This is a genomic window from Streptomyces sp. JJ66 (assembly GCF_019303495.1).
Classification (GTDB): domain Bacteria; phylum Actinomycetota; class Actinomycetes; order Streptomycetales; family Streptomycetaceae; genus Streptomyces.
On record NZ_JAEVFI010000001.1, the window covers coordinates 189,104 to 213,943 of the forward strand.

The 24,840-nt window shown below is 73.9% G+C and carries 24 protein-coding genes; 6 read left to right on the top strand and 18 right to left on the bottom strand.

What is annotated here, in order from left to right; translation table 11 throughout:
* Nucleotides 1-7 precede the first annotated feature (7 nt).
* Complete coding sequence (locus JJV70_RS00845) at nt 8-763, top strand: sirohydrochlorin chelatase (protein ID WP_219045531.1); 756 nt, start codon at nt 8-10, stop codon at nt 761-763.
* A 99-nt stretch (nt 764-862) separates the two neighbouring features.
* Here the strand turns inward: JJV70_RS00845 and JJV70_RS00850 are convergent, their stop codons facing one another.
* The 4 genes from JJV70_RS00850 to JJV70_RS00865 form a co-directional block, all read right to left on the bottom strand.
* Nucleotides 863-2,023: a helix-turn-helix domain-containing protein gene (locus tag JJV70_RS00850; protein ID WP_219045532.1), complete on the bottom strand. Its 1,161-nt coding sequence runs from the start codon at nt 2,021-2,023 to the stop codon at nt 863-865.
* A 106-nt stretch (nt 2,024-2,129) separates the two neighbouring features.
* The gene (locus JJV70_RS00855) at nt 2,130-2,351 is read right to left on the bottom strand and encodes a hypothetical protein (RefSeq protein WP_219045533.1); all 222 of its coding nucleotides are present in this window, start codon (nt 2,349-2,351) and stop codon (nt 2,130-2,132) included.
* A complete protein-coding gene (locus tag JJV70_RS00860; RefSeq protein WP_219045534.1) occupies nt 2,348-2,500 on the bottom strand; it encodes a hypothetical protein in 153 nt (50 codons plus the stop codon). The genes JJV70_RS00855 and JJV70_RS00860 overlap by 4 nt, the downstream gene beginning before the upstream one ends.
* Nucleotides 2,501-2,674: 174 nt before the next feature.
* Nucleotides 2,675-3,931, bottom strand: a complete 1,257-nt coding sequence (locus tag JJV70_RS00865) for an SAV2148 family HEPN domain-containing protein (protein WP_219045535.1) — start codon at nt 3,929-3,931, stop codon at nt 2,675-2,677.
* 214 nt (nt 3,932-4,145) lie between these two features.
* On the opposite strand from JJV70_RS00865, the gene glgX reads away from it, so the two are divergent.
* Nucleotides 4,146-6,260 (top strand): glycogen debranching protein GlgX, encoded by a 2,115-nt coding sequence (gene glgX / locus JJV70_RS00870; RefSeq protein WP_219045536.1) that lies wholly within the window; start codon nt 4,146-4,148, stop codon nt 6,258-6,260.
* 88 nt (nt 6,261-6,348) lie between these two features.
* Here glgX and treZ read toward each other — a convergent pair whose 3' ends face one another.
* The 9 genes from treZ to JJV70_RS00915 all read right to left on the bottom strand — a co-directional run bounded on the left by treZ (nt 6,349) and on the right by JJV70_RS00915 (nt 15,593).
* Entirely contained in the window at nt 6,349-8,100 is a 1,752-nt protein-coding gene (gene treZ / locus JJV70_RS00875) for a malto-oligosyltrehalose trehalohydrolase (RefSeq protein WP_219045537.1), read from the bottom strand.
* Between the two features lie 179 nt (nt 8,101-8,279).
* Complete coding sequence (gene treY, locus JJV70_RS00880) at nt 8,280-10,658, bottom strand: malto-oligosyltrehalose synthase (RefSeq protein ID WP_308294619.1); 2,379 nt, start codon at nt 10,656-10,658, stop codon at nt 8,280-8,282.
* 81 nt (nt 10,659-10,739) lie between these two features.
* Complete coding sequence (locus tag JJV70_RS00885; protein ID WP_308294620.1) at nt 10,740-10,940, bottom strand: helix-turn-helix transcriptional regulator; 201 nt, start codon at nt 10,938-10,940, stop codon at nt 10,740-10,742.
* A gap of 71 nt (nt 10,941-11,011) precedes the next feature.
* The gene (locus JJV70_RS00890) at nt 11,012-11,350 is read right to left on the bottom strand and encodes an XRE family transcriptional regulator (protein ID WP_219045539.1); all 339 of its coding nucleotides are present in this window, start codon (nt 11,348-11,350) and stop codon (nt 11,012-11,014) included.
* Nucleotides 11,347-11,724, bottom strand: a complete 378-nt coding sequence (locus JJV70_RS00895; protein WP_308294622.1) for a type II toxin-antitoxin system RelE/ParE family toxin — start codon at nt 11,722-11,724, stop codon at nt 11,347-11,349. The genes JJV70_RS00890 and JJV70_RS00895 overlap by 4 nt, the downstream gene beginning before the upstream one ends.
* 84 nt (nt 11,725-11,808) lie before the next feature.
* Nucleotides 11,809-12,216 (bottom strand): peptide-methionine (R)-S-oxide reductase MsrB, encoded by a 408-nt coding sequence (gene msrB, locus JJV70_RS00900; protein ID WP_219045540.1) that lies wholly within the window; start codon nt 12,214-12,216, stop codon nt 11,809-11,811.
* Nucleotides 12,216-13,625 carry a UDP-N-acetylmuramate--L-alanine ligase gene (gene murC / locus JJV70_RS00905; protein ID WP_219045541.1) on the bottom strand — a complete coding sequence of 470 codons (1,410 nt, stop codon included), beginning with the start codon at nt 13,623-13,625 and terminating at the stop codon, nt 12,216-12,218. Before murC ends, msrB begins: the two co-directional genes overlap by 1 nt.
* An 85-nt stretch (nt 13,626-13,710) precedes the next feature.
* On the bottom strand, nt 13,711-14,388 hold the full coding sequence (locus JJV70_RS00910; protein WP_219045542.1) for a response regulator transcription factor: 678 nt from the start codon (nt 14,386-14,388) through the stop codon (nt 13,711-13,713).
* Nucleotides 14,385-15,593 (bottom strand): sensor histidine kinase, encoded by a 1,209-nt coding sequence (locus JJV70_RS00915; protein WP_219045543.1) that lies wholly within the window; start codon nt 15,591-15,593, stop codon nt 14,385-14,387. The genes JJV70_RS00910 and JJV70_RS00915 overlap by 4 nt, the downstream gene beginning before the upstream one ends.
* Before the next feature lie 431 nt (nt 15,594-16,024).
* Between JJV70_RS00915 and JJV70_RS00920 the strand changes: the two genes are divergently transcribed.
* Together JJV70_RS00920 and JJV70_RS00925 are read left to right on the top strand one after the other, a co-directional pair.
* Complete coding sequence (locus JJV70_RS00920) at nt 16,025-17,098, top strand: ABC transporter permease (RefSeq protein ID WP_219045544.1); 1,074 nt, start codon at nt 16,025-16,027, stop codon at nt 17,096-17,098.
* Nucleotides 17,095-17,850 carry an ABC transporter ATP-binding protein gene (locus JJV70_RS00925; RefSeq protein WP_219045545.1) on the top strand — a complete coding sequence of 252 codons (756 nt, stop codon included), beginning with the start codon at nt 17,095-17,097 and terminating at the stop codon, nt 17,848-17,850. Before JJV70_RS00920 ends, JJV70_RS00925 begins: the two co-directional genes overlap by 4 nt.
* A 73-nt stretch (nt 17,851-17,923) precedes the next feature.
* Here JJV70_RS00925 and JJV70_RS00930 read toward each other — a convergent pair whose 3' ends face one another.
* Nucleotides 17,924-18,391 (bottom strand): indole-3-glycerol phosphate synthase, encoded by a 468-nt coding sequence (locus JJV70_RS00930; protein ID WP_219045546.1) that lies wholly within the window; start codon nt 18,389-18,391, stop codon nt 17,924-17,926.
* Between the two features lie 77 nt (nt 18,392-18,468).
* Nucleotides 18,469-19,299 (bottom strand): dihydrofolate reductase family protein, encoded by an 831-nt coding sequence (locus JJV70_RS00935; RefSeq protein ID WP_219045547.1) that lies wholly within the window; start codon nt 19,297-19,299, stop codon nt 18,469-18,471.
* A gap of 94 nt (nt 19,300-19,393) precedes the next feature.
* Here JJV70_RS00935 and zapE point away from each other — a divergent pair, with 94 nt between their 5' ends.
* Entirely contained in the window at nt 19,394-20,479 is a 1,086-nt protein-coding gene (zapE, locus tag JJV70_RS00940; RefSeq protein ID WP_219045721.1) for a cell division protein ZapE, read from the top strand.
* 102 nt (nt 20,480-20,581) lie between these two features.
* Nucleotides 20,582-21,478, top strand: a complete 897-nt coding sequence (locus tag JJV70_RS00945; protein ID WP_308294623.1) for a polysaccharide deacetylase family protein — start codon at nt 20,582-20,584, stop codon at nt 21,476-21,478.
* A gap of 107 nt (nt 21,479-21,585) precedes the next feature.
* Here the strand turns inward: JJV70_RS00945 and hemQ are convergent, their stop codons facing one another.
* Genes hemQ through hemE form a run of 3 tightly spaced genes read right to left on the bottom strand, consistent with a single transcriptional unit; the run spans nt 21,586 to nt 24,838 of the window.
* Nucleotides 21,586-22,305, bottom strand: a complete 720-nt coding sequence (gene hemQ, locus JJV70_RS00950; RefSeq protein ID WP_219045548.1) for a hydrogen peroxide-dependent heme synthase — start codon at nt 22,303-22,305, stop codon at nt 21,586-21,588.
* A gap of 4 nt (nt 22,306-22,309) precedes the next feature.
* Nucleotides 22,310-23,713: a protoporphyrinogen oxidase gene (hemG, locus tag JJV70_RS00955; RefSeq protein ID WP_219045549.1), complete on the bottom strand. Its 1,404-nt coding sequence runs from the start codon at nt 23,711-23,713 to the stop codon at nt 22,310-22,312.
* A 30-nt stretch (nt 23,714-23,743) separates the two neighbouring features.
* On the bottom strand, nt 23,744-24,838 hold the full coding sequence (hemE, locus tag JJV70_RS00960; RefSeq protein WP_374227221.1) for a uroporphyrinogen decarboxylase: 1,095 nt from the start codon (nt 24,836-24,838) through the stop codon (nt 23,744-23,746).
* Nucleotides 24,839-24,840 lie beyond the last annotated feature (2 nt).

The following is a 24,840-nucleotide window of genomic DNA, read 5'->3' on the forward strand; positions in this document are numbered from 1 at the left end:
TACCGCTATGCACTCCCCCACCCTGCTCGTCGTCGCCCACGGCAGCCGCGACCCGCGCCATGCCGCCACCGTCGCGGCGCTGTGCGACCGGGTCCGCGCGCTGCGGCCCGGCGTGCGCGTCGAGGTGGGCCACCTGGACTTCAACGCCCCCTCGGTGCCGCGTGCGCTCGCCCGCCTGCACGCGGAGGGCGTGCGCGAGGTGGTCGCGCTGCCGCTGCTGCTGACGCGCGCCTTCCACGCCAAGTCCGACATCCCGGCCGTGCTGCGCGAGGCGAGTGCCCGCCTGCCGCGACTGGCGGTCCGCCAGGCCGACGTCCTCGGCCCGGACCCGCTGCTGCACCGCGCGCTGGAGCGCCGGCTGCGCGAGGCGGGGCTGGACGCGGCCGACATCCCGTCCACCGGCGTCGTGCTGGCGTCGGCGGGCTCCTCCGACCCGGAGGCGATCGCAGCGATCGCTGAAACCGCGCGGGAGTGGCGGCGTACCACTGGCTGGTGTGCCGTGCGGCCTGCGTTCGCCTCCGCTTCCCCGCCCCGCACGGCGGACGCCGTTCGCGCCCTGCGCGCCGACGGTGTCCGCCGCGTGGTGGTCGCCCCCTACGTCGTCGCCCCCGGTTTCCTGCCCGACCGCATCGCCGCCGGGGCCCGCGAGGCGGGCGCCGACCTGCTGGCCCCCGTCCTCGCCGACGCCCCCGAACTCGCCCGCCTGCTCCTGCGCCGCTACGACACCTGCCGCGCCCCCGACCGCACGCTGGCAGCGGCCTGACGGCGCGGGGCGGCACGCGTCGCGTTGCTCCCCCACCAGCTCCGTCCCGCCCACAGCCGCCAGCACGGCGTGGCTGGACACACCTCCCGCGCTCCAGCCTCAGAAGGCCACCCCAGCGCGCCTGGCCAGCTTCGTCAGCCGGGGATTGCTGCGGCGGTGGAGTGAGGTGAGCACGCGCATCAATTCCTGGCTCGTTGGGTGCACCCGGGCCAGCTGCGGGGCGACGTCCCATGCTTCTTCAAGGGAGGCCAGGGCGGACTCACGGTCTCCCAAGGAGAGATGGGAACGGCCCAGATTCATGTGCAGGGGGCCGACGCGGGTAGCGGGCAAGTCCGTGCCGCCCCGGAGCAGATCATCGGCGGTATCCAGCGCACGTCGGTGCTGGTCCATGTCAGAGAGGGATGAGATGACGTGCGTGGCCGTCTGGTCCGGCCCAAAGTGAATGCCGTGTTCGTGGGCATCCTCTCCGTACTCCTCAGCCATCCGCCACGCCGCTTGGAGGTGCTCCTCAGCCACGCCTTTGTCGTGGAGACGACCGGCTAGCGTGAGACCACGCAGGTGGAGGATGCCCAGGCCGAACACGCGTTCGCGGCCCTGTAGCGTCGCCTCGGCTTCCACGATCGCACGGTCCACGACAGCCAGTCCGCCAGGGAAGTCACCCGAGTTGAGGAAGGCGCCAGCCTCGTCGCGCGCGGCCACAGTGGCGGCGACCGGATGGGCACGCTCAGCCGCCAGCCTCTGCTTCATCACGGCCAGCTCGGCCAGGTGCATCCAGCGGTACCGGGCCGCGAGCCAGTAGACCACGCTGTACGTATCGGCGACACGTGTCCAGGCATCGGGGGACTGGACGGCGTGAGCGTAGTTCGTCACGTCAGCCAGCACCCCCGGAAGCTTCCGCTGCACGGCCGACAGCTCAGTCCGGTAACGGTGCTCGTTCAGTTCCGCGAGCTGGCGCGGCAGTTCCTCGGGATGGTCGGGTGGTTCCCCGGGAAGGTCGAAGCGTCGGATGGCGTGGGTGAGGGCGGTCAGGCTGTTCTCGTCTGCTCGCTCGACAGGGGCCGTGCCCAGCAGCTCGTCAAGCGTCAGCCCCATGGCCTGAGCCAGAGCAGCGGCGACACCCTGGGTCAAGGCACGGTCTCCTACCTCGATCTTGCTCAGCAGCGAGACCGACACGCCAGCCCGCCGGGCAAGGGAAACCTGGCTGAAGCCGCGCGCCTTGCGGCAAACGGCCACGTTCGCACCGGGTCCGGGAATCTTCATACCTCTGCCTCTTCCCACTCGGCTGGCGTTTAGAGGCGGGGGCCGACCGGGGCCGATGGGTGGTCTGTCCGCAGTGATCACCTGGGTGCGGGAAGGCGCGGGCGGGTTACTCCCGGGGCCGGTAGTCGTTCAGGGTGGGGTCGAGGGTGGAGTCGTAGACTCCGGTGCCCCGGCAATGTCGGCACTGGCCGGAACGGAGGATGGTTTCCGCCGGGCCGTGGAACGGGTCCGGGCCGGAGACGTAGGCCCACGCCCGGGTCGTGCTGCCCGTTCCCTGGCAGAACTCACACAGGGCACCCTCCCCCTCCGGGCCTGCCCGCCCGTTCACGGGTTCTGTCCGGTGAGGATGCCGTTGCCCGCGCACGCTGGGCACGTCTGCGGCCTCGGTGCTTCGTCGTCCTTCTCCTGCGCCTTCAGCTGCACCAGGACACCCTTTCCCCCTTGTCCGGACACGTGCGTCTCGGCACCCTCGCTCATGGCTGGGTGGCCCCGTGTCCGCCGCTTGCCGGCCAGGGCGGTTCAGCCCGCCCCAGATTCACTCGTGGTGCTGAACTGACCACTCTACGCAGCGAGGGGAATACCGTTCTCATATTCGCGAAGAGAGCGGGGAACACCACTGGCGCACGCGCGGGTTCGGGAATCCCAGGGCCGTTACGAGACCGGGCGGGCGTCGGCCCAGGTGGCGTCGAATTCCTCCTGGTACGTGCGGAACAGGCCGTCGTCCACCGGGTCGGGGGCGTCGCCGAGCACCGTGCGGGTGCCGCCGCGCAGGACCAGTACCGGGGCTTCCATGCCGCGCGCACGGCGCAGGTAGGACTGGACGACGGCGAGCCCGTCCGGCCCGTCGCCGTCCACCAGGTAGGCGGTGAAGCGCGGGGTCTCGTCGAAGACGTGGATGCGGAACGCCGCCGGGTCGCGCACGCCCGCGCGGACGCGGCGCAGGTGCAGGATGTTCATCTCCACCGCGCGGCTCAGCTCACCCCTCTTCAGGCCCAGCTCGCGTTCGCGGCGGCGCACGGCGCTGCTGGCGGGGTTCAGGAACAGCAGGCGCAGCCGGCAGCCGGCGTCCGCGAGCCGGATCAGGCGGCGCCCGGAGTAGTTCTGCACCAGCAGGTTCAGCCCTATGCCGATGGCGTCGATGCGCCGGGCCGCGCCGAACAGGTCCTCGGCCGGAAGGCGGCGCTGGAGCCGGACGCGGTCGGGATGGACGCCGACGACGTCCGCGTACCGGTCCTGGACGAGTTCCTCCACCGCGTCGGCTGGCAAGCGTCCCCCGAACGGAGTACCCGCCGGGCCCCCGGCGTGCGCCCCCAGCATGGCCAGCAGGCGCCCGGAGGTGCGCTCGGCCTGAGCCAGCACGGCGGGTGAGAGCGCCCGGTTGCGGGAGACGGCGCTGCGCGCGACCTCCAGCTCGTCCAGCGCCAGCTCCAGCTCGCGCCGCCCGGTCAGGTACGGCTCGTAGCACGGCCAGTGCTGGACCATCAGCTCACGCAGCTGGGGCAGCGTCAGGAAGGACAGCAGGTTGTCGTCGTCCGGGTCCAGGACGTAGCCCTTGCGGCGGCTGACCTCCCGGACGGCCACCGCGCGCTGCACCCACTCCTGCCCGGCGGGACCCGCGGCCGCGACCACCCACTCCTCCCCGTGCACCGGTTCGTAGATCGGGCGCAGTACCCCGGCGACGACGGCTCTCAGCCGTTGCTCGACGAGATTGAGCCAGATGTAGGCGCGTCCGGCGCGCTGGGCGCGGGTGCGTACCTCCGCCCACTGGGCGGCGTCCCAGCCCAGGTCGGCGCCGATTTCCACCGCGTGGGCGAGCGAGACCCCGCCGGGCGGTGCGTCGGGGGCGTCGGGGGCGCTCTCCCCGGAACTGTCGCCGCCCGGTGGGAGTTCAAGCCCTCCCGAACTCACCTGTGCACCGCCTTCCGCGCCCCATGGCTCTGATCAAGGGAGCCTACTGTGACAGCTGGGACGCGGCAGCGGTAATCCCCTGCCAACTTCCTTTGCCTGATGGCCCCGCCAGGGGAAGATAGCCCCTCGTGTAGCACGACGTGCACGGGGAGTGCCCACCACGCGGTGCGCCGGGTAGCCGCGGGTGGACCGAGCAGACAGGAAAAGAGGGCGCATGCAGATCTGGCCGGGGCAGGCGTATCCGCTGGGCGCCACCTACGACGGAGCGGGCACCAACTTCGCCGTCTTCTCAGAGGCGGCCGAACGCGTGGAGCTGTGCCTGCTGCACGACGACGGCTCGGAGACGGCGGTGGAGCTGCGTGAGTCGGACGCCTTCGTGCGGCACGCCTACCTGCCCGGGGTGATGCCGGGGCAGCGCTACGGGTTTCGCGTCCACGGGCCCTACGAGCCGCAGCACGGGCACCGGTGCAACAGCGCCAAGCTGCTGCTGGACCCGTACGCGAAGGCGATGAGCGGCGCCATCGGCTGGAACGAGGCCGTCTACGGCTACCACTTCGGCCACCCGGAGCGGCGCAACGACCTGGACTCGGCGCCGCACACCATGGCGTCGGTGGTGGTGAACCCCTACTTCGACTGGGGGGACGACCGGCTGCCGCGTACCGAGTACCACCGCACCGTGATCTACGAGGCCCACGTCAAGGGCCTGACCATGCTTCACCCGGATCTGCCCGAGGAGCTGCGCGGCACCTACGCGGCGCTGGGCCACCCGGCGATCATCGAGCACCTGACCCGGCTGGGCGTCACCGCGCTGGAGCTGATGCCGGTGCACCAGTTCGTCACCGATCACCGGCTGGCCGACGCGGGCCTGGCGAACTACTGGGGTTACAACACCATCGGATTCTTCGCCCCGCACAACACCTACGCCTCCTGGGGGGATCGCGGGCAGCAGGTGCTGGAGTTCAAGCAGGCGGTGCGGGCGCTGCACACCGCGGGCATCGAGGTGATCCTCGACGTCGTCTACAACCACACCGCCGAGGGCAACCACCTGGGCCCGACGCTGTCCTTCCGCGGTCTGGACAACGCGTCCTACTACCGGCTGGCCGACGACCCGCGGTACTACACGGACACCACCGGCACCGGCAACTCGCTGCTCATGCGCAGCCCCCACGTGCTCCAGCTCATCATGGACTCGCTGCGCTACTGGGTGACCGAGATGCACGTGGACGGTTTCCGCTTCGACCTGGCCGCCACCTTGGCCCGGCAGTTCCACGAGGTGGACCGGCTGTCGTCGTTCTTCGACCTGGTGCAGCAGGACCCGGTGGTCAGTCAGGTCAAGCTGATCGCCGAGCCGTGGGACGTCGGCGAGGGCGGCTACCAGGTGGGCAACTTCCCGCCGCTGTGGACCGAGTGGAACGGCCGCTACCGCGACACCGTGCGGGACCTGTGGCGCGGTGAGCCGCGCACGCTCGCGGAGTTCGGCTCCCGGCTGACCGGCTCGTCCGACCTCTACCAGGGTGACGGGCGGCGCCCGCTGGCGTCCATCAACTTCGTCACCTGCCACGACGGCTTCACCCTGCATGACCTGGTGTCCTACAACGAGAAGCACAACCACGCCAACAACGAGAACAACCGCGACGGTGAGAGCCACAACCGCTCCTGGAACTGCGGGGCGGAGGGCGAGACCGACGAGCCGGGTGTGCTCACTCTGCGCAGTCGGCAGATGCGCAACTTCATGGCGACGCTGATGCTCTCCCAGGGCGTGCCGATGCTCAGCCACGGCGACGAGTTCGCCCGCACCCAGCGCGGCAACAACAACGCCTACTGCCAGGACAACGAGCTGGCGTGGGTGCACTGGCCGCAGGCCGACGACGATGACCCGATGTGCGCGTTCGTCCGCTCGATGGTGTGGCTGCGCCGCGACCACCCGGTCTTCCGCCGCCGCCGCTTCTTCCACGGCCGCCCGGTGGAGGGCACCCACGACGAGCTGTCCGACATCGCCTGGTTCACCCCCGAGGGCGAGGAGATGACACAGCAGGACTGGCACGAGGCGCACGCCCGCGCGCTGACGGTCTTCCTGGGCGGCCACGCCATCACCGAACCCGGGCCGCGCGGCGAGCCGATCGCCGACGACTCCTTCATGCTCATGTTCAACGCGCACCACGAGAAGCTGGACTTCACCGTGCCCGCCGACCACGGCCGCGAATGGCGCACCATCGTGGACACCGCCCGCGACGACGGTCACCCGCCGTGGGTGGGTCCGGACGTCGCGGGCGGGGAGGTCGTCACCGTCACCGACCGGAGCCTGGTGGTGCTACAGCGTCCGGCGTAAGCCTCCTTCCCGGCCCCGCCCCTGCGGCGGCCGGGCCGCCGGGGCCGCCAGGGGCACAGCACTCACGGTGCCCCCTGGCGGCCCCGGGTCACACCCGCGCCACCACCGCCGCGTGCGCGGGCAGCCGGGTGCCGTCGCAGGGCCGGGAGGCGGCAAGCCGGGTGCCGCGGGCCAGGGCGGGCACGTCGGCGTCGGTGTCGGCGAGGTTGACGGCGACGAGCAGCGTCCCGTGCTCCACGGTCAGCCAGCGCCCCTCCGGTGCGCCGGTCTCCACCCTGACCTCGTCCAGCGGCAGGTTCGCCGCCAGGTGCCGGTGCCGGATCGCGAGCAGCTGGCGGTGCCAGTCCAGCAGGCGGGCGTGCGGCTCGCGGGTGGGCTCGGACCAGTCCAGGCTGGAGCGCTCGCGGGTGGCCGGGTCCTGGGGGTCGGGGATGTCCTCGGCCGCCCAGCCGTGCTCGGCGAACTCGCGTCGGCGTCCGGTGCTCACCGCCTCGGCCAGCTCGGGGTCGGGATGGTCGGTGAAGTACTGCCAGGGCGTGGCCGCGCCCCACTCCTCGCCCATGAACAGCATCGGCGTCAGCGGCCCGCACAGCACCAGCGCGGCGGCGCAGGCGGCCAGGCCGGGGCTGACGGAGGGCGCGAGCCGGTCACCCAGCGCCCGGTTGCCGATCTGGTCGTGGGTCTGGGCGTAGCCGACGAACCGGTGCGCGGGCGTGCCCGGCGGCAACCGGCGGCCGTGCCCCCGGCCCCGGAAGCTGGAGTAGGTGCCGTCGTGGAAGAAGGCGCCGGTGAGCGTCTTGGCGAGGGCGGCCAGCGGGTCGCGGGCGAAGTCGGCGTAGTAGCCCTGCGCCTCGCCGGTGAGCGCGGTGTGCAGTGCGTGGTGGAAGTCGTCGTTCCACTGCCCGTGCAGCCCGAGCCCGTGGGCCGCGCGGGGCGCGGTGGTGCGCGGGTCGTTCTGGTCGGACTCGGCGATCAGGAACAGCGGGCGGCCCAGTTCGGCGGCGAGCGCGTCCACGGCGGCGGAGAGTTCGGCGAGGAAGTGCCCGGCCCGGGTGTCGGCGAGCGCGTGCACCGCGTCCAGGCGCAGCCCGTCCAGCCGGTAGTCGCGCAGGAACGCCAGGGCGCTGCCGATGAAATAGGCCCGTACCTCGTCGGAGCCGGGCGCGTCCAGGTTGACGGCGGCGCCCCACGGTGTGTGGTGGCGGGTGGTGAAGTAGGGGCCGAAGGCGGGGAGCTGGTTACCGGACGGGCCGAGGTGGTTGTGCACGACGTCCAGCACGACGCCGAGGCCGTGGCCGTGGGCCGCGTCCACGAAGGCGCGCAGGCCCTTGGGGCCGCCGTAGGGCTCGTGCACCGCCCACGGCGCCACCCCGTCGTAGCCCCAGCCGTGCCGCCCGGGGAACGGGCACAGCGGCATGAGCTGCACGTGGGTGACGCCGAGTTCGGCGAGATGGCCCAGGTGGCGGGCGGCGGTGGCGAGGGTGCCCGCGCGGGTGAACGTGCCGACGTGCAGCTCGTAGAGCACCGCGCCGGGCAGCCCGCGTCCGGGCCAGGGGTGCTCCCAGGCGGCGTCGTCCGGTACGACGACGGCGCTCAGCGCTTCGGGGCCGTCCGGCTGGCGGCGGGAGCGCGGGTCGGGGCGGGGCGGGGCGCCGTCCAGCAGGAACCCGTAGCGGTCTCCGGGGTCCGCCGCCGCCCGGGTCTGCCACCAGCCCGGCCGGGCCGGGTCGCGCTCCATGGGGTGGTCCGGGCCGCGCGGGACGCCCGTCCCGTCGTCGCCTTGCCGGGCGAGCCGCAGCGCCACCCGCTTAGCCTCCGGTGCCCACACGTCGAACAGCATGCCCCCCATGGTCGGCTGCCCAGGCTCCGGGCGCCATGCCGCGAGGCCCGGCCGCCCCCCACACTCGGCCCGCGCACGGCTGAGCGTGAGCGGCGCGGGGCGATGCGGTGACGTGCCAGTGGTGCGCCTCGCGCGGTGACGCATGCCCCCGGGGGCCGCAGCGCGCGGCCGGCGTCACGTCAGTCCGGCCGCACCAGCAGCGCCACCGGCCGCTCGGCCAGCAGCTCCGCGAGCCCGGCCCCTCCACCACGACCCGTCACCTCCCGCCCGGACAGCGCCTCCCGCCACCGCCCGCCGGGCAGCGGCAGCACCGTGTCCCGCCAGCCGCCCGCCTCCGCCAGCCGCCGCGTCAGGCGGGAGACGACGGTGACGACGGCGTCCGCGCGGATGAACGCCAGGCAGTGCTCCGCGCCCGGCCCGGTGGCCGCCAGCGGGGTGTAGTCCGCCTTGGCGCCGAACCACTCCGGGTGAGCGCGGCGCAGCCGCAGCGCCGTCCGGGTGAGGTGGGCCTTCTCGCTCCCCGGCCCGGCCTCGCCGAACGCGGGCGGGCGGCGGTTGTCGGGGTCAACGAGCGCGAAGTACGGCTCCTGCGTGCCCTGGTAGACGTCCGGGACGCCGGGCATGGTCAGGTGCAGCAGGGTCATGCCGAGCGTGGTGGCCCGGGTCTGCGGCCGCGCGGCGCGGGCGAACGCCGCCAGTGCCTCGCGCCCGGTGCCGCAGGGCCCGGCGTCCAGGTACCGCTCCACGCGGTCCTCGTAGGCGGCGTCGGGCTCGGTCCAGGTGGTGTGCAGCCCTGCCTCGCGCACGGCCTTCCGCAGCGCGCCGGACAGCCGTTCCCGGTCGGGGGTGCCCAGGCCGTAGGCGGTCTGCCACACCAGCCAGGCGGTGTGGGGGTCCAGCGCCCCGTTCGCGCCCCGGGCGGTCTCCCCCATCACCTGGCGCAGCAGCGTCGTCCAGCCCGCCGGGTCCTCGCTCAGCGCGGCGAGGCGGGCCCGGACGTCGGCGCTGCGCTTGCTGTCGTGCGTGGACAGCACGGTCCCGGTGGCGGGCCAGTCGCGCTGGATGCGTGCGCAGTAGGCGTGGAACTCCCCCGGTGAGATCGCCGGTTCGCCCGGTTCGCCGCCCACCTCGGCGGCGGACAGCAGCGGCAGGTAGCGGTAGAAGGCGGTGTCCTCCACCGACTTGGCCCGCAGCGCGCCCGACACCTGCGCGAACCGCGCGCCGAACTCCCGCTCGGCCAGCCGCAGCGCCAGCCGGGCGACGACGTCAACGGTCCCGGCCTCCTCGGGCACGGTGAACGCCGCGCGCGCGGCGGCGGCGAGGCCGTCCAGCAGTTCGGCGCTGAGTGCCGGGTCGTCGTCCGGCGGCGGGTAGAGGCGGTACACCGGCAGCCGCACCAGCAGTTCGCGGATCGCGTGGGCCAGTGCCCAGTCGGCGTGGTCGCCGTGCCGCTCGTCCTCGGTACGGCCGAGCGCGGCCCGGGCGCAGCGCACTAGGCGGGTGACCTCGGCGGCCAGTTCGTGTGCGATGACCTCGTGCGCGGCGCGGTCCACGGTCGGCTCCCAGCGGCCGCCCGCATCGTCGGCCACCTGGGTGACCTCGCGGTACAGCCCGGCGAGCCGGTCGGCGCCCTGGGGATCGACGAAGACGGCGTCGAGGTGGCGCAGCGCGTCGTAGCCGGTGGTCCCGGCGACGGGCCAGCCTGCGGGCAGCGCCTCGCGGGGGCCGAGGATCTTCTCCACGACGGTCCACGCGCCGCCGGTGCGCTCGTGCAAGCGGCGCAGGTAGGCGCCCGGATCGGCGAGGCCGTCGGGGTGGTCCACGCGCAGCCCGTCGATGACGCCCTCGTGCAGCAGGGCCAGGACGCGTTCGTGGGTGGCGTCGAAGACGTCCGGGTCCTCCACGCGCACGCCGATGAGTTCACAGACGGAGAAGAAGCGGCGGTAGTTCAGCTCGGTACGGGCCAACCGCCACCAGGCGAGCCGGTAGTGCTGGGCGTCCAGCAGTTCGGGCAGCGGGAGGTGTTCGGTGCCCGCGCGGAGCGGGAAACGGTGCTCGGCGTAGTGCAGCTCGCCGCCGGTGACGCTGAAGGCATCCAGCTCGTCGCTGAGCCGCCCGCCGAGCACGGGCAGCAGCAGTCTGCCGCCACCGGCCGCCCAGTCGATGTCGAACCAGTGCGCGTACGGGGAGCCGGGGCCGTCGGCGAGCACGGACCACAGCGGGGCGTTCCGTGAGATCGGCGCGGGAACCGCCATGTGGTTGGGCACGATGTCCACGACCAGGCCGAGGCCGTGCTCGCGGGCGGTGCGGGCCAGGGCGCGCAGCCCCGCCTCGCCGCCGAGTTCGGCCCGTACCCGGGTGTGGTCGGTGACGTCGTAGCCGTGCGTGGAGCCGGGCACGGCCTCCAGCACGGGTGACAGGTGCAGGTGGGAGACGCCGAGTGCGGCGATCGCGGGGACGTCGCGGGCGGCGGCGGCGAACGGGTAGTCGGGCTGCAGCTGGAGCCGGTATGTCGCGGTGGGCACCGCGGCGGCGGGACGCGCTGGAGGCTCGGACACGGTCAAATTCTTGGCCGAGCCTCACGCACCGTCAAGGTGGGCCGGGCGACCGGGTGGCGGCAGCCCCCGCACGCCCCGGTCCTACCCGTCCGGGTCGAGCTGGTGAATCTCATTCCGCTCGATCTGCGACACACGTGCTTGGGACACGCCCACCGCCGTCGCCACGTCGGCCTGCGTGAGTCCCTGCTCCTCACGGATCTGCCGCAGGTGGTAGCCGAGGACGTACGCCTCGGTCCTGACGCGCGCTTCCTCCTGACCCGCCGCCCACTCCTCCTCACTCACGTCCGGCCGCACTTCCCGCATCCGCCGCTTCACATCGTCCCAAGCATCACCTGCCGACGTGGACGTTGGCATCAGGCCACCGTGTACTCAGTGTCACCGAAATCCGCGACCACTTTGAGTTTCCCGCCGATCGCCTCGACATATGATCGCAGCGTGGCTACTTCGGTCCTGTCGGTCTCACCGTGCTCGATGGCCGAAACCCTGGGCGCGGAAACGCCCATCGAAACAGCGACATCGCGCTGAGTCAGCGACTGTTCCCGGCGAATTTCCGCCAGCCGATACGCCCGCACTTCTGCGTGCAGCCGTTCCATGGCGGCCTGCTTCTCCTGTGCGGTACGTGTGGGCACGCCAGCCGCTTCGCGGCGTGCGCGAGCCTGGCGCTTGACCTCTTCCCAGCTGACGTGACTCATTCGTACTCCCTGCTTGCCAGTTCGGCGAGATGTTGTTCGTAGCGCTTATCGGCGAGGGGAACGTTGCGCTCGTACCAACCTTTCCAGTCTCCTGCCTTGTCTCCCGCCACTAGGAGAACCGCCGTGCGCGCCGGATCGAAGGCGAAGAGGATGCGAATTTCGCTTCGGCCCGCAGAGCCCGGCCGCAGTTCCTTTAGGTGGTGGTGCTCAGCACCCTTGACGCGATCAACGAGGGGCCGACCGAGGGTAGGACCTTCTATAGCCAAGGTGTCGATCGCGTCCTCTACTTCGTCTGCGGACCGCGCGTCCTTCTCGGAGAGGGCGTCGAACCAATCCGCGACCTCTGCAACCAGCACTACATCCCATTGAGCCACGCGGACGAGGTTAACGCAACCATTAACAAGCGGGCTTCCGCTTTCCGCATGGCCACCCGAACGGGTGAGACTCTGGGGCTCCGCTCACCCCTCCCTCGGCGTCAGGCGCAGGGAGACGGAGTTGATGCAGTAGCGCTCGTCGGTCGGGGTCGGGTAGCCCTCGCCACGGAAGACGTGACCCAGGTGGGAGCCGCAGCGGGCGCAGCGGACCTCGGTGCGCGTCATGCCGAAGCTGTGGTCGTCCCGCAGCTCGACGGCCGAGGAGTCGGCCGGGTCGTAGAAGGACGGCCAGCCGCAGTGGGAGGCGAACTTGGTGTCGGAGCGGAACAGCTCGGCGCCGCAGGCCCGGCAGGAGTAGACGCCCTCGGTGGTGGTGTCGGTGTACTCGCCGGTGAAGGCGGGCTCGGTGCCCGCCTGCCGCAGGACGCGGTACTCCTCGCCGGTCAGTTCCGCGCGCCACTGTTCGTCCGGCTTGTCGATCTCGTAGGCCATCAGTGTTCTCCTCCGCCCTCGCCCAGGCGCGCCAGGATCTTCGGGCCGGCTTCGGTCACGTCACCGGCGCCCATGGTGAGAACGAGATCACCGGGCCGCGCCATTCCCGCGACGGCGTCCGGTACGGCGGCCATGCCCGCCACGGGGGTGACATCGGCGCGGTGGGTGCGGGCGGCGTCGGTGACGAGGGCGCTGGTGACGCCGGGAATCGGGTCCTCGCGCGCGGGGTAGACCGGCAGGACGAGAGCGGCGTCGGCCAGGGCCAGCGCGGCGCCCATCTCGGCACCCAGCTCCTGGGTGCGGCTGAACAGGTGCGGCTGGAAGACGACCAGCACGCGCCCGGCGGGCGCGGCGGCGCGCATGGCCTCCAGGTCGGCGGTCATCTCACTGGGGTGGTGCGCGTAGGAGTCGATGACCTGCACGCCTGCCTGCTCGCCGACGAGCTGGAGGCGGCGACCGACGCCGGTGTAGGTGCCGAGCGCGGTGGCCAGCGCGGCGGCCGGGACGTCGGCGGCGACCCCGGCGGCGAGCGCGGCGACGGCGTTGTGCGCGTAGTGCCGCCCGGGCACGGAGACGGTGAACGTCAGCTCCTGCCCGGCGAGGCGGACGGTGACCTCGCTGGTCAGCCCGTGGGCGGTGACGTCCAGGATGCGGACGTCGGCGTGTGGCGACTCGCCGTAGGTGACCACCGTGAGGTTCGCCGCGTCGCGTACCCGCCGCGTCAGCTCGCGGGCGCCGTCGTGGTCGGCGGAGATCACCAGCGTGCCGCCGGGGCGGATCTTCGCGGCGAAGGTCTCGAAGGACGCGTAGATCTCGTCCATCGAGGCGTAGTTGGCGTGGTGGTCGAGTTCGACGTTGAGGACGATCGCGACCTCGGGGCTGTAGGCGTGGAAGCTGCGGTCGCTCTCGTCGGCCTCGGCGACGAAGATCTCGCCGCTGCCATGGTGGGCGTTGCTGCCGGGGCCGTCCAGGTCGCCGCCGATGGCGTAGGACGGGTCCAGGCCGAGGCTGCGCAGGCTGACGGCGAGCATCGAGGTGGTCGTGGTCTTGCCGTGCGTCCCGGCGACGGCGATAGTGCGCAGCCCGGTCATCAGCCCGGCCAGGGCGTCGGAGCGGTGCACCACCGGGATGCCCCGCTGGGCGGCGGCGGCCAGCTCGGGATTGTCGGAGCGGATGGCCGAGGAGACGACCACGCAGCTGGCGTCCGGCGCGAGGTGCCCGGCGGCGTGCCCCACATGCACGGTCGCCCCCAGCTCCCGCAGCGCGGCGACGGTGCCGGACTCCTTGGCGTCGCTGCCCGAGACCCGCATGCCACGCTGGGCCAGGATCGTGGCGATGCCCGACATTCCGGCTCCGCCGATGCCGATGAAGTGCGGCTTGTCCATCCCGGACGGGGCGGCGGCTGCCATGCGCGGATCTCCTCGGGTCGGTGCGGGCCGGGCGGCCCCTGGGCGGCGTCCTGGCCGATTCTCGCACCCCGGGCGGACGGCACGATCACGCCGGGCGGATCAGCCCCGCGGCCAGCCCGGCGGCGACGGCCGCGGTGCGGGAGCCCACGTCGAGCTTGTCGTAGATGTGCGTGAGGTGGGTCTTGACCGTGGCCTCGCTGATGAACAGGCGGCGGGAGATCTGCCGGTTGGCGAGCCCCGCGGCCAGCAGCTGGAGGATCTCGGTCTCGCGCGGGGAGAGCGCCGGACGCGCCGAGCGGACCCGTCCGAGCAGCCGGGCGGCGACGGTCGGTGCGAGCACCGTCTCTCCTCGGGCTGCGGCCTGCACGGCGGCGGCCAGGTCCTCGGGCGGCGCGTCCTTGAGCAGGTAGCCCGTCGCCCCGGCTTCGACGGCGGCGAGGATGTCGGCGTCGGTGCTGTAGGTGGTCAGGATGAGCACGGCGGGCGGGTCGGGGCGCGCGGCGATCGCCCGGGTGGCGGCCACGCCGTGCAGCCCGGTCCCCATCTGGAGGTCCATGAGGATGACGTCTGGCCGCTCGGCGGTGCCCGCCTCGGCCGCGTCCAGGAAGGCCAGGGCCGCCGCGCCGTCGGCGGCCTCCCCGACAGCGGCCACGTCCGGCAGTTCGCCGAGCAGCGCGCGCAGGCCGCGCCGCACCACGGGGTGGTCGTCCACGAGCAGCACGCGGGTGGGGGCGGCCGGGCCGCCGGGCCGGGCGGGGTTCACGGCAGCACCGGAGCGGCCACGCGCAGCGGCAGCGCCGCCGCGACGGCCGTGCCCTCGCCCGGCGCCGATTCCACCGACAGGCTGCCGCCCAGCTCGGCGATGCGCTCGCGCATGCCGTGCAGGCCGAAGCCGTCGCGCGGGGCGGGCCCGGGGCGGGCGGACAGCGGGTGCCCCGGGGACTGATGCTGCCGGGACGGTGGCGGCTGCGGTGTGAAGCCGGTGCCGTCGTCGTACACGTCGAGGGTGACCTCACGCTCGTGGAAGGCGAGGGTCACCGTGGCGTGCCGGGCGTGGGCGTGCCGGGCGACGTTGGCCAGCGCCTCCTGGGTGAGCCGCAGCAGCGCGACCTCGGTCTCCACCGGCAGCGGGGCAGGCTCGCCCTCCAGCCGGAAGTCCACCCGCGTCGGCCCGGGCAGCGTGCGCGTCACCCGGCGCAGGGCCTCCGGCAGCGGGGTGTCGGCGAGGGCCGGCGGGGTGAGGGCGTGCACGAAGCGCCGGGCCTCGGCGAGGTTCTCCGTGGCCGTCCGTTCCGCCTCGCGGACGTGCTCGCGCGCGGCGGCGCAGCCCGCGGTGGCCTGCGGCCCGTCCGGGAGCGCGGATGCGGCCGCGCGGGAGAGCAGCACGATGCTGGACAGGCCCTGGGCGAGGGTGTCGTGGATCTCGCGGGCCAGCCGCGCCCGCTCGGCCAGCCGTCCGGCCTCCCGCTGGCTGGCGGCCAGCTCGTCGCGGGCGCGCACCAGGTCGTCGATCAGCCGCTGCCGCGCCCGGCTCTCCCGGTACAGCGCGGTATACCCCCAGGCGGTGAGGACGGCGACGGCCGCACCGGCGACCGGCCCCACCACCTTGCCGGGCGTGAAGCCGCCGGCCCCGGTCAGCTGCGCGGCGACCACCGCCGAGGTGGCGGCCGCGACGGCGGGCAGCGCCCAGCGCGGGGTGAGCAGGTGCAGGTAGAGGAAGAACAGCGGGAAGGCGAGGTAGCTGAAGTTCGTCTCCACCGCGAGCAGCGCGAGCCACAGCAGGCTGACGGCGGCCAGCCAGGCGAGCGCCCGCCGCCGGGACGGCCCGCGCCGCGCGTCCAGCACCCCGGCGGCGTACACCGCGCCGAGCAGCACGCCGGGGGCGACCAGCACCGGTCCGGACGCCGCCAGGGCCACCACCAGCAGCACGGCGAACAGCCCGTGCAACCCGGCGCTCAGCAATCGCACGGCCGACGTGGCCGCCCCGTTCCCGAGCCCCGGGCCGGACCCCGAGCCACCCCCGAGCCCCGGGCCGGACGCGGACCCCGAACCGGATGGAGATGCCGCCCCGGGTGGCGAGCCGGACGGGGTGACCCCACCGGGCACGGGTGCCGTAACCGCGCGGCGCGCGTCGGTTCCGGGGAGGGCGGCGCTCGCCGGGGTGGGGGCCGCTGGGCGCGCCCGAGGAGGGTCCGTGGTGCTCACCCGGCCGAGGGTACGGGGGCCGCGCGGGCGAGGCGGGCGCGGCGGGCATCAACCGTTCGATGGATTTCCGGCTGCGCCGAACGGGGCAGACCACAGGCGTCCGCGTCGGCGATGTGCGCGGGCAGCGGCTCCGGCGAGCCTGGAGGCGACGCCGGGCGCATCCGGCGCGCCGCACGTGTGCGAGGAGTCCCGCGTTGTTCGTCGCCCTCCGTGACATCCGGTTCGCCCGGGGGCGGTTCGCCCTCATGGGTGCCGTCGTCACGCTGCTGACCACGCTCGTGGTGTTCCTGTACGGCCTCACCGGCGGGCTGGCCCGGGACTCCTCGTCCGCCGTCGCCGAGCTGCCGGTGGACGCCGTCGCCTTCGGCGCGCTGGCCGGGGCCGAGCCGGAGGTGTCGTTCCCCAGCAGCTCCGTTTCCGCCGAGCAGGCGGAAACGTGGGCCGGGGCCGACGGGGTGCGGGCCGCGCTGCCGCTCGGGGTGGCGATGACGCGGGTGAGCGGCGCCGGGACGGCCGGTTCGGTCAGCGTCTTCGGCGGCGACCGCGCCCTGGTGCCACCGCTGCGCGAGGGCGCCGCGCCGGGGGTGGGCGAAGTGGCGGTCAGCGCGGCGGCGGCCAGGGAGTTCGGCCTGCGTACCGGCCGCACCGTTCGCCTGGGCACCACGGAGCTGTCCGTGTCCGGGATCACCGCGGACCGCGCGCACGGGCACGCCCCCACCGTGTGGACCGACCTGCCCACCTGGCGTCAGGTCACCGGCCAGGACCGCCCCACCGTCCTGGCGCTCACCCTCGCCGCCGGTGCTGATACCGGCGCCCTGGACGCCCGCACCGGCACCCGCACCGTGCCGGTGGACGCCGCGCTGGAGGGCATCGCCAGCTACACCGCCGAGCAGGGCAGCCTCCAGCTCATCCAGGGTTTCCTCTTCGCCGTCAGCGCCCTGGTGACGGGGGCGTTCTTCACCGTGTGGACGGTGCAGCGCAAGCCGGACATCGCGGTGCTCAAGGCCGTGGGGGCAAGCAGCGGCTACCTGGTGCGCGACGCGCTGGCGCAGGCGGCGGCCGTGCTGCTGGCGGGGGCGCTGCTCGGCGCGGGCCTGGGCGTGCTGGGCGGCGCGTTCGCCGCGCGCGGGGTGCCGTTCGCGCTGTCGGCCTCCGTGGTGGCCGTCCCGGTGGGGGCCATCGTGGTGCTGGGTCTGGCGGGGGCCGCGCTCGCCGTCCGGCGCATCACCTCTGTCGATCCGCTGACCGCTCTGGGAGCCTCCCGATGACCACGTCCACCGCGCCTGCTACGCCCTCCGCCCCCTCGGGCTCCGCGCTCGTCCTGGACGGCGTGCGCCTGACCTACCCGGACGGTGCCGGACGCCGGCTGACGGCCCTGGACGAGGTCAGTCTCGCGGTGGCCGCCGGTGAGCTGGTTGCTGTCGTCGGCCCGTCCGGCTCGGGGAAGTCCTCGCTGCTCGCGGTGGCGGCGACGCTGTTGTGCCCGGACGCCGGGGCGGTGCGGATCGCGGGGCGGGACACCGCGCGGCTGCGGGCGTCCGCGCGCACGGCACTGCGCCGGGAGTGTGTCGGCGTCGTCTTCCAGCAGCCGAACCTGCTGCCCTCGCTCACCGCGCTGGACCAGCTGCTCGTGCTGCCGCGTCTGCGGGGATGGCGCCGGGCCCGGGCGCACCGGGCCGCTGACCGCGAGCGCGCCGAGGCGCTGCTGGGCTCCGTGGGCCTGGACGCGGCGCAGCGGCGCCGCAGACCGCATCAGCTCTCCGGGGGCGAACGCCAGCGTGTGAACATCGCGCGCGCCCTGTTCGGCGAGCCGTCGGTGCTGCTGGTGGACGAGCCGACGTCCGCGCTGGACCGCGAGCGGGGCGCCGCGGTGGCCGCGCTGCTCGCCGACGTCACCCGCCGCCACGCCTGCGCCACGCTTCTGGTCACCCACGACGACGCCGCCCTGGCCCCGGCCGACCGCGTCCTCCACCTCCGCGACGGCCGCCTGTCGCCGGTGTCCGCCCGGGCGGCTGCCTGACGCGGGCGGGCGCCACGCGCTGAACGAGCGCGCACCGGCCCGGTGCTCGGGGCGCTTCGCCAGCCGGGGCCAGCTACTCCGCGTGGGCGAACAGGCGCAGGACGGGGACGCCGACCCGGTGCCGGGCACGGGAGGCCCAGTCGCGGTGGAAGAACTCTTCCACCAGGTGGGGGGAGGTCAGCACGATCACCTCGTCCGCCCCGGTCTCCTCCACCACCGAGCTGAGCGCGTCCAGCGGGTGGCTCTCCACCAGGCGGCCCACAGCCTGGGCCCCGGCGTCGCGCAGTGACTTCAGTGCGTGCTCCAGGGCCAGCCGGGCCGGTGGCAGCGCCTCGGCGCCCTCGGGGACGTCGGCTTCGTGTACGGCGTCCTCCAGTTCGCCCAGGGCCACGTCGTCCAGCGCGCGCAGCAGCCGGTCCTGGCGGCCACGGGGTTGCATGAGGACGACGAAGGAGACCTCCTCCGCACCGTGCAGGGTGGTCACGAGGTCCACGTCGGTCGGCACCAGCGGCTTCTCGATCATCAGTACGGTCGTGAACACGGCAGGCGCCCTTCTCTCCGGCTGGCCATCTGGGGGAGTCTGCCCGGTCCGAGAAAAAGCGGAACGTCACATTCCGCCTACTCTCCCTGCCGACGGTAGCGCGTGAAGAGGAAACCGGCCTCTTCGAGCAGCGACTCCAGCACGAAGTCAGCCGGGGCGGCCAGCGCCGGGCCGTTCATGATGCGCGGTGCCTCCCCCGCCGTGACCCGGGGCGAGATGGCCAGGCACAGCTCGTCCAGCACCCCCGTGGCGGCGAACTCGCCCAGTACCCGGGGGCCGCCCTCGGTCAGCAGCCGGTGGTGCCCGTGCTCGGCCAGCAGCGCCGGCACGCGGGCGGGGTCGGCGCCGATGCCCTCGCCCGCGAACACCACGCGCGCCCCCGTGGCCCGCGCGGCCGCCACCCGGTCCGTGGGCGCCCCGGCTCCGGTGAGGACCAGCGTGGGCGTGTGCGGGGCGGTGAACAGCGGCGCGGTGAAGTCCAGCTCCAGGCCCGCGCTCAGCACGGCGATGGCCGGGGCGGGCGCCTGACCGGCCGCCGCGCGCCGGGCGGCGAACGCCTCGCGGGCCCTGGCCGGACGGTAGCCCTCCTGGCGCACCGTCTCCGCGCCGACGACGACGGCGTCCGCGAGCGCGCGCAGCACGCCGAAGATCCGCATGTCGGTGTCGCTGGACAGCGGCTGCGAGCGGCCCCCGTGGTGCGCGGCGCCGTCCAGCGAGGCGACCATGTTGGCGCGCAGCCAGCTCCGCCCCGTCCGCGCTCCGGTACCCGACGGGTAGGCGTAGGCGTCGGCCAGCTCGTCCAGGCTCCAGGTGCGGTCACCGGCGTCGGCAGCGGCGGGGTCCGCCGTGCCGTGGGAGGCACCGGGGGCGCGGGGGGCGTCGGGGGACAAGGGGAACAGGCGTCGCATCCCCGCAGTGTGGCACGGGCCACTGCCGGGCTGACGGCCCGCCCCAGGCCCGTACAGTGGCAGCGTGTCGTCCTCCCCTGGCCCCTCCCACACCCTGCCCGCAAGCGCGCGCGACGCCGAGGCGTCCCCCGCCGCGCTGACCGAGCGGCACCCGCACGTACCGGCCGAGCGGCTCGTCGCCGAGCTGGTCCCGCCGCCACGGTTCGACGCGGTGCGCTTCGGCACCTACCTGCCGGACCCGGACCAGCCCAGCCAGGCCGAGGCGGTCGAGGTGCTGCGCGGTTTCGCGGCCTCGCTGGGCGGCGCGTCGGCCTCCGGGTCCGGACGCAGGCGCTGGTTCCGCCGCTCCCGTCCGGCCGGGCCGAGCGGTCCGCGCGGCGTCTACCTGGACGGCGGTTACGGCGTCGGAAAGACGCACCTGCTGGCCTCGCTGTGGCATGCCACCGAGGCCCCGGCCGAGCGCAAGGCGTTCGGCACGTTCGTGGAGCTGACGAACCTGGTCGGCGCGCTCGGCTTCCAGCAGACGGTGCGCACGCTCTCGGACCACAGCCTGCTGTGCATCGACGAGTTCGAGCTGGACGACCCGGGCGACACCGTGCTGGTCTCCACGCTGCTGAGCCGCCTGGTGGAGCAGGGCGTGGCGCTGGCCGCGACGTCCAACACGCTGCCCGGAAAGCTGGGTGAGGGCCGCTTCGCCGCCGCCGACTTCCTGCGCGAGATCCAGGGGCTGTCCAGCCACTTCCGCCCGCTGCGCATCGACGGCGAGGACTACCGTCACCGTGGGCTGCCGCAGGCTCCGGCACCGTTCGGCGACGACGAGGTGACGCGGGCGGCCTACCGCACGCCGGGTGCGAGCCTGGACGCCTTCCCGGCGCTGCTGGCCCACCTCGCCACCGTTCACCCCAGCCGCTACGGCGCCCTGTGCGACGGTGTGCGCGCGGTGTGCCTGACCGGCCTGACGCCCGTTCCGGACCAGGCCACGGCCCTGCGCTTGGTGGTGCTCGCGGACCGGCTCTACGACCGCGAGGTCCCGGTCGTCGCCTCCGGGTGTCCCTTCGACGAGCTGTTCGGCGAGGACATGCTGAAGGGTGGGTACCGCAAGAAGTATTTCCGCGCCATCTCCCGGCTGACGGCGCTGGCCCGTGACGGCAAGGCGCTGGCCGGAACCACGGAAAGCTGATGCGGTCAGCGGGGTGAGGGGCCGCACGGCACAGCCGGGCGAAGGGAGCCAGACGGAGTAGCCGGACGCGCGCGGCGCGATCATCGTATTTAGTGTCGCGGCGTGCCTCCATGCTCCCGTGCCGCCGCCCGCACGCTGACCGCGCTCGCCCTCACCGCCGCCACCCTCACCGCCTGCGCCGCGCCAGTCGGTGCGCCCTCCAGCGCGGACCGGGCCTCCCTCGCGCCGGAGCAAGCCGCGGCCCAGGCGCGTCCGCCGCAGCGCGCGCCGCGTCCGCCGACGCTGCCGCTGGCCCCGGGTGGCCAGGCGCCGGTCTTCGCCCACGGGCCGCGCGCGCCACAGGACACGACGGCACGGGACAAGACAGTCGCCCTCACCTTCGACGCCGACATGACCGCCAGCCAGGGCCCACTCGCGGCGGCCGGTGAGCCCTACGACAACCCGGCCCTGGTGGACCTGCTCACCGCCGAGCGCGTCCCGGCCACGTTCTTCGTCACCGGCATGTGGGCGCGCACCTATCCCGGCCAGACGGCCGCGCTCGGGCGCGACCCGCTGTTCGAGGTCGGCAACCACTCGTTCTCGCACTACGCCTTCACCGAGCCCTGCCACGGGCTGCCCGCGCTGGAGCCGGGGCAGGCGGCGGCCGACGTCCGCGAGGGCTTCGCGGCCCTGCGCGCGGCCGGGGTGGCGAACCCGGCGCCGTACTTCCGCTTCCCGGGCGGCTGCTACGACGAGGCGGCACTGCGGGCCATCGCACCGTCCGGGGTGACCGTCGTGCAGTGGGACGTGGTCAGCGGGGACCCGTTCAACCCCGACGCCGGTGCCGTCGCGCGGCAGGTGCTGTCCGGGGTGCGGCCGGGCTCGGTCGTGGTGCTGCACTGCACCCGCAGCGCGGCGCCCGCGACGACGGAGGCGGTGCGGCGCATCGTGCCGGAGCTACGCGAGCGCGGATACCGGTTCGTACGGGTCTCGCAGCTCATCGCGGATGCGCTGGAGTGAGCGGGAACCCTGAAGCGGAGCCGCGCGTTCCCCTACCGTGAGGCCCGGCGGTTTCCCCCCGAACGCCGGGCCTCACACCAGGGCGCGTGCGTCAGCGCCCCGCAGTGCTAAGCCAGTGAAGCCACCAGCTCCGCGAGCGGCTTGCGGCGACCGGTGTAGAAGGGGACCTCCTCGCGCACGTGCCGCCGCGCCTCCGAACCCCGCAGGTGCCGCATCAGGTCCACGATGCGGTGCAGTTCGTCCGCCTCGAAGGCCAGAATCCACTCGTAGTCGCCGAGGGAGAACGACGCCACCGTGTTGGCCCGCACGTCGGGGAAGCCGCGCGCCATCTTGCCGTGATCGGCCAGCATGGTCCGCCGCTCCTCGTCCGGCAGCAGGTACCACTCGTACGAGCGCACGAACGGGTAGACGCTGACATAGGCGCGCGGTGTCTCGTCGGCGAGGAACGCCGGGATGTGCGAGCGGTTGAACTCGGCGGGCCGGTGCAGCGCCATGTTCGACCACACCGGCTGGAGGGCGCGCCCCAGCCGGGTGCGGCGGAAGCGGTTGTAGGCGTCCTGGAGCGCGTCGGCGGTCTCGGCGTGCCACCAGATCATGAGGTCCGCGTCGGCGCGCAGCCCCGAGACGTCATAGGTGCCTCGCACCGTGACGTCCTTCGCCGCCAGCTGGTCGAACAGCTCCTGAACCTCGTCGGCGTAGCCGGTGCGGTCGTCGGGGAGCACGTCTTTCAGCCGGAAGACGGACCACAGGGTGTAGCGGATGACCTCGTTGAGGTCCTTGGCCTTCTTCCCCGCGTTGGGGGCCTTGTGCGGTGCGGCGTCACTCATGGCCCTATTGTCGCCCCTGCCCCGCGGCGGCCTGCTCCAGGGTCCGGTCGGCGGCCCGCTGCCCGGAGCCGACGCAGGCGGGGATGCCGACACCGTCGTACGCCGCGCCGCACACCGCGAGCCCGGGCAGCCCTCCCACGGCGTCCTGGACGCGGGCCACGCGCTCCACGTGACCCACGGGGTACTGGGGCAGGCCGCCCGCCCAGCGCGTCACGGTGGACGCCACCGGCCGCGCCGTCAGCCCGATCGCCTCCCGCAGGTCGTGCAGCGAGGCGGTGATCAGGTCCGCGTCGTCCCGTTCCAGCACGGCGTCCTCGCCATAGCGGCCGACGGAGGTGCGCAGGACGAACAGCTCCGGGTCCTGCTCGGCGATCCACGACCACTTGTTGCTGGCGAACGTGGCGGCCTTGATGGTGTGCCCGTCCACCGGCGGGACCAGGAAGCCGCTGCCCTGTGGCACGCGCCCGCCCAGGTCGGCGCGGCGGAAGGCCAGCGTGCACAGCGCCATGGAGGCGTACTCGACGGCGGCGAGTTCCCCGGCGGCCCCGGGCGCGGGCCCGCTCAGCAGCCGGGCGGCAGCCGGGGCGGGCAGGGCGAGGACGACGGCGTCCGCGCGGTGGGTGCCGTCGCTCGCGGTGACCTCCCAGCCCTCGGGCGTGCGCCGCAGTTCGCTGGCGCTCACACCCGTCGCGATCCGGCCACCTGCGGCGCGCACCGCGTCGGCCACCGCTCCCGGCAGCCGCCCGACGCCGCCCACGATGCCCTGGAAGACGGGCCCGGACGGCGCCAAGGCCGCTGCCCGCTCCTGGAGGCCACGCACTGCGGCGAGCAGTGACGGCTCCCGGCGGGCGGCCTCGAACAGCTCGGGCAGCGCGGCGCGCAGCGAGATGCGGTAGACGTCACCCGCGTAGACGCCGCTGAGCAGTGGCTCCACCAGCCGGTCCACCACCTCCCGGCCCAGCCGCTCGGCGACGTAGCCGCCGATGGTGACGTCGTCACCGAGCGGTGTCGGCGCCCGGTGCGCGTCCTCGGCGATGCGGGCCAGCCCGTCCGGCGAGACGACGTCCGCCACGGCTGCCGGATCGCCGGGCACACCCATGAGGTGGCCGCGCGGCATGGGGTGGATGGTGCCGCGCGTCCAGATCGCGCCGCCCGCCACGGCCGGTGGCTGCAACGCGTCCCCCAGGCCCGCCTCGCGGGCCAGCTCCACGGCTTCCGGGCGCCGGGCCAGCATCGACTCCGCGCCCAGGTCCACGGCGGTTCCGGCGAGCTCCCCGGCGTACAGCTTGCCGCCGAGCCGCGACGCCGCCTCCAGCACGGTGACGCGGGCCGAGGGGCCGCCCCGGCTCAGCAGGCGGTGGGCGGCGGCGAGCCCGGAGATGCCGCCGCCGATGACGATGGTGTGCATGACAGCCTCCCGCGTGTTTCCGGCGGCGGTTCAGCGCGCCGTCTGCTCGTGGACGTAGGCCACCAGGCGGGTGAGCGCGTCCGGGTCCGTGTCGGGCAGCACTCCGTGGCCCAGGTTGAAGACGTGGCCTTCCAGCCCGTGCGCGGCGTCCAGCACCTTGCGTGCCTCGGCCTCCACCGCGTCGCGCGGCGCGAACAGCACGGCCGGGTCCAGGTTGCCCTGGAGCGCCTTGCCGGGGCCGACGCGGCGCGCGGCCTCGTTCAGCGGCACCCGCCAGTCGGCGCCCACCACATCGGCGCCCGCCTCGCCCAGCAGCGGCAGCAGCTCACCCGTGCCGACGCCGAAGTGGATGCGTGGCACGCCGTAACCGGCGACGGCGTCGAAGACCTTGGCGGAGGCGGGCATCACCCGCGCCCGGTAGTCGTCCGGGGAGAGCGCGCCCACCCAGGAGTCGAAGAGCTGCACGGCGCTGGCCCCGGCCTCGATCTGCACCTTCAGGAACGCGGAGGTGATGCCCGCGAGCCGGTCCAGCAGCTCGGCCCACAGCCCTGGCTCCCCGTACATGAGGGCCTTGGTGTGCTCGTGGTTGCGCGACGGGCCGCCCTCGACGAGATAGCTGGCCAGCGTGAACGGTGCTCCGGCGAACCCGATGAGCGGGGTGGCGCCCAGCTCGTCCGTCAGCAGGCCGACGGCCTCGGTGACGTAGCGGACGTCCTGTGGCGTCAGCTCCCGCAGCTGGTCCAGGTCGGCCCGGGTGCGGATGGGGCGCGCCACGACGGGACCGACGCCCGGCTTGATGTCCACCTCGACGCCGACGGCCTTCAGCGGCACGACGATGTCACTGAAGAAGATCGCCGCGTCCACCTTGTGGCGGCGCACCGGCTGCAGCGTGATCTCGGCGACGAGGTCGGGACGCATGCAGGAGTCCAGCATGGCGATGCCCTCGCGCACCTTGCGGTACTCGGGCAGCGAACGACCGGCCTGGCGCATGAACCAGACCGGGGTGTGCGGCACCGGCTCGCGGCGGCAGGCGGCGAGGAACGCGGAGTCGTACGTCTTGCTGGGCGGGCCCTGCGGGCGGTCAACGGCAGTCACACCGGGAAGTCTCCCACGCACTGCCGACATGG

Excerpts from the sequence above, each read along its gene's own strand:
- JJV70_RS00845 (WP_219045531.1), top strand. The coding sequence starts at position 8 with ATGCACTCCCCCACCCTGCTCGTCGTCGCCCACGGCAGCCGCGACCCG.
- JJV70_RS00850 (WP_219045532.1), bottom strand. The coding sequence starts at position 2,023 with ATGAAGATTCCCGGACCCGGTGCGAACGTGGCCGTTTGCCGCAAGGCG.
- JJV70_RS00860 (WP_219045534.1), bottom strand. The coding sequence starts at position 2,500 with ATGAGCGAGGGTGCCGAGACGCACGTGTCCGGACAAGGGGGAAAGGGT.
- glgX (WP_219045536.1), top strand. The coding sequence starts at position 4,146 with ATGCAGATCTGGCCGGGGCAGGCGTATCCGCTGGGCGCCACCTACGAC.
- treZ (WP_219045537.1), bottom strand. The coding sequence starts at position 8,100 with ATGCTGTTCGACGTGTGGGCACCGGAGGCTAAGCGGGTGGCGCTGCGG.
- JJV70_RS00890 (WP_219045539.1), bottom strand. The coding sequence starts at position 11,350 with ATGAGTCACGTCAGCTGGGAAGAGGTCAAGCGCCAGGCTCGCGCACGC.
- msrB (WP_219045540.1), bottom strand. The coding sequence starts at position 12,216 with ATGGCCTACGAGATCGACAAGCCGGACGAACAGTGGCGCGCGGAACTG.
- murC (WP_219045541.1), bottom strand. The coding sequence starts at position 13,625 with ATGGCAGCCGCCGCCCCGTCCGGGATGGACAAGCCGCACTTCATCGGC.
- JJV70_RS00925 (WP_219045545.1), top strand. The coding sequence starts at position 17,095 with ATGACCACGTCCACCGCGCCTGCTACGCCCTCCGCCCCCTCGGGCTCC.
- JJV70_RS00935 (WP_219045547.1), bottom strand. The coding sequence starts at position 19,299 with ATGCGACGCCTGTTCCCCTTGTCCCCCGACGCCCCCCGCGCCCCCGGT.
- hemQ (WP_219045548.1), bottom strand. The coding sequence starts at position 22,305 with ATGAGTGACGCCGCACCGCACAAGGCCCCCAACGCGGGGAAGAAGGCC.
- hemG (WP_219045549.1), bottom strand. The coding sequence starts at position 23,713 with ATGCACACCATCGTCATCGGCGGCGGCATCTCCGGGCTCGCCGCCGCC.
- hemE (WP_374227221.1), bottom strand. The coding sequence starts at position 24,838 with ATGTCGGCAGTGCGTGGGAGACTTCCCGGTGTGACTGCCGTTGACCGC.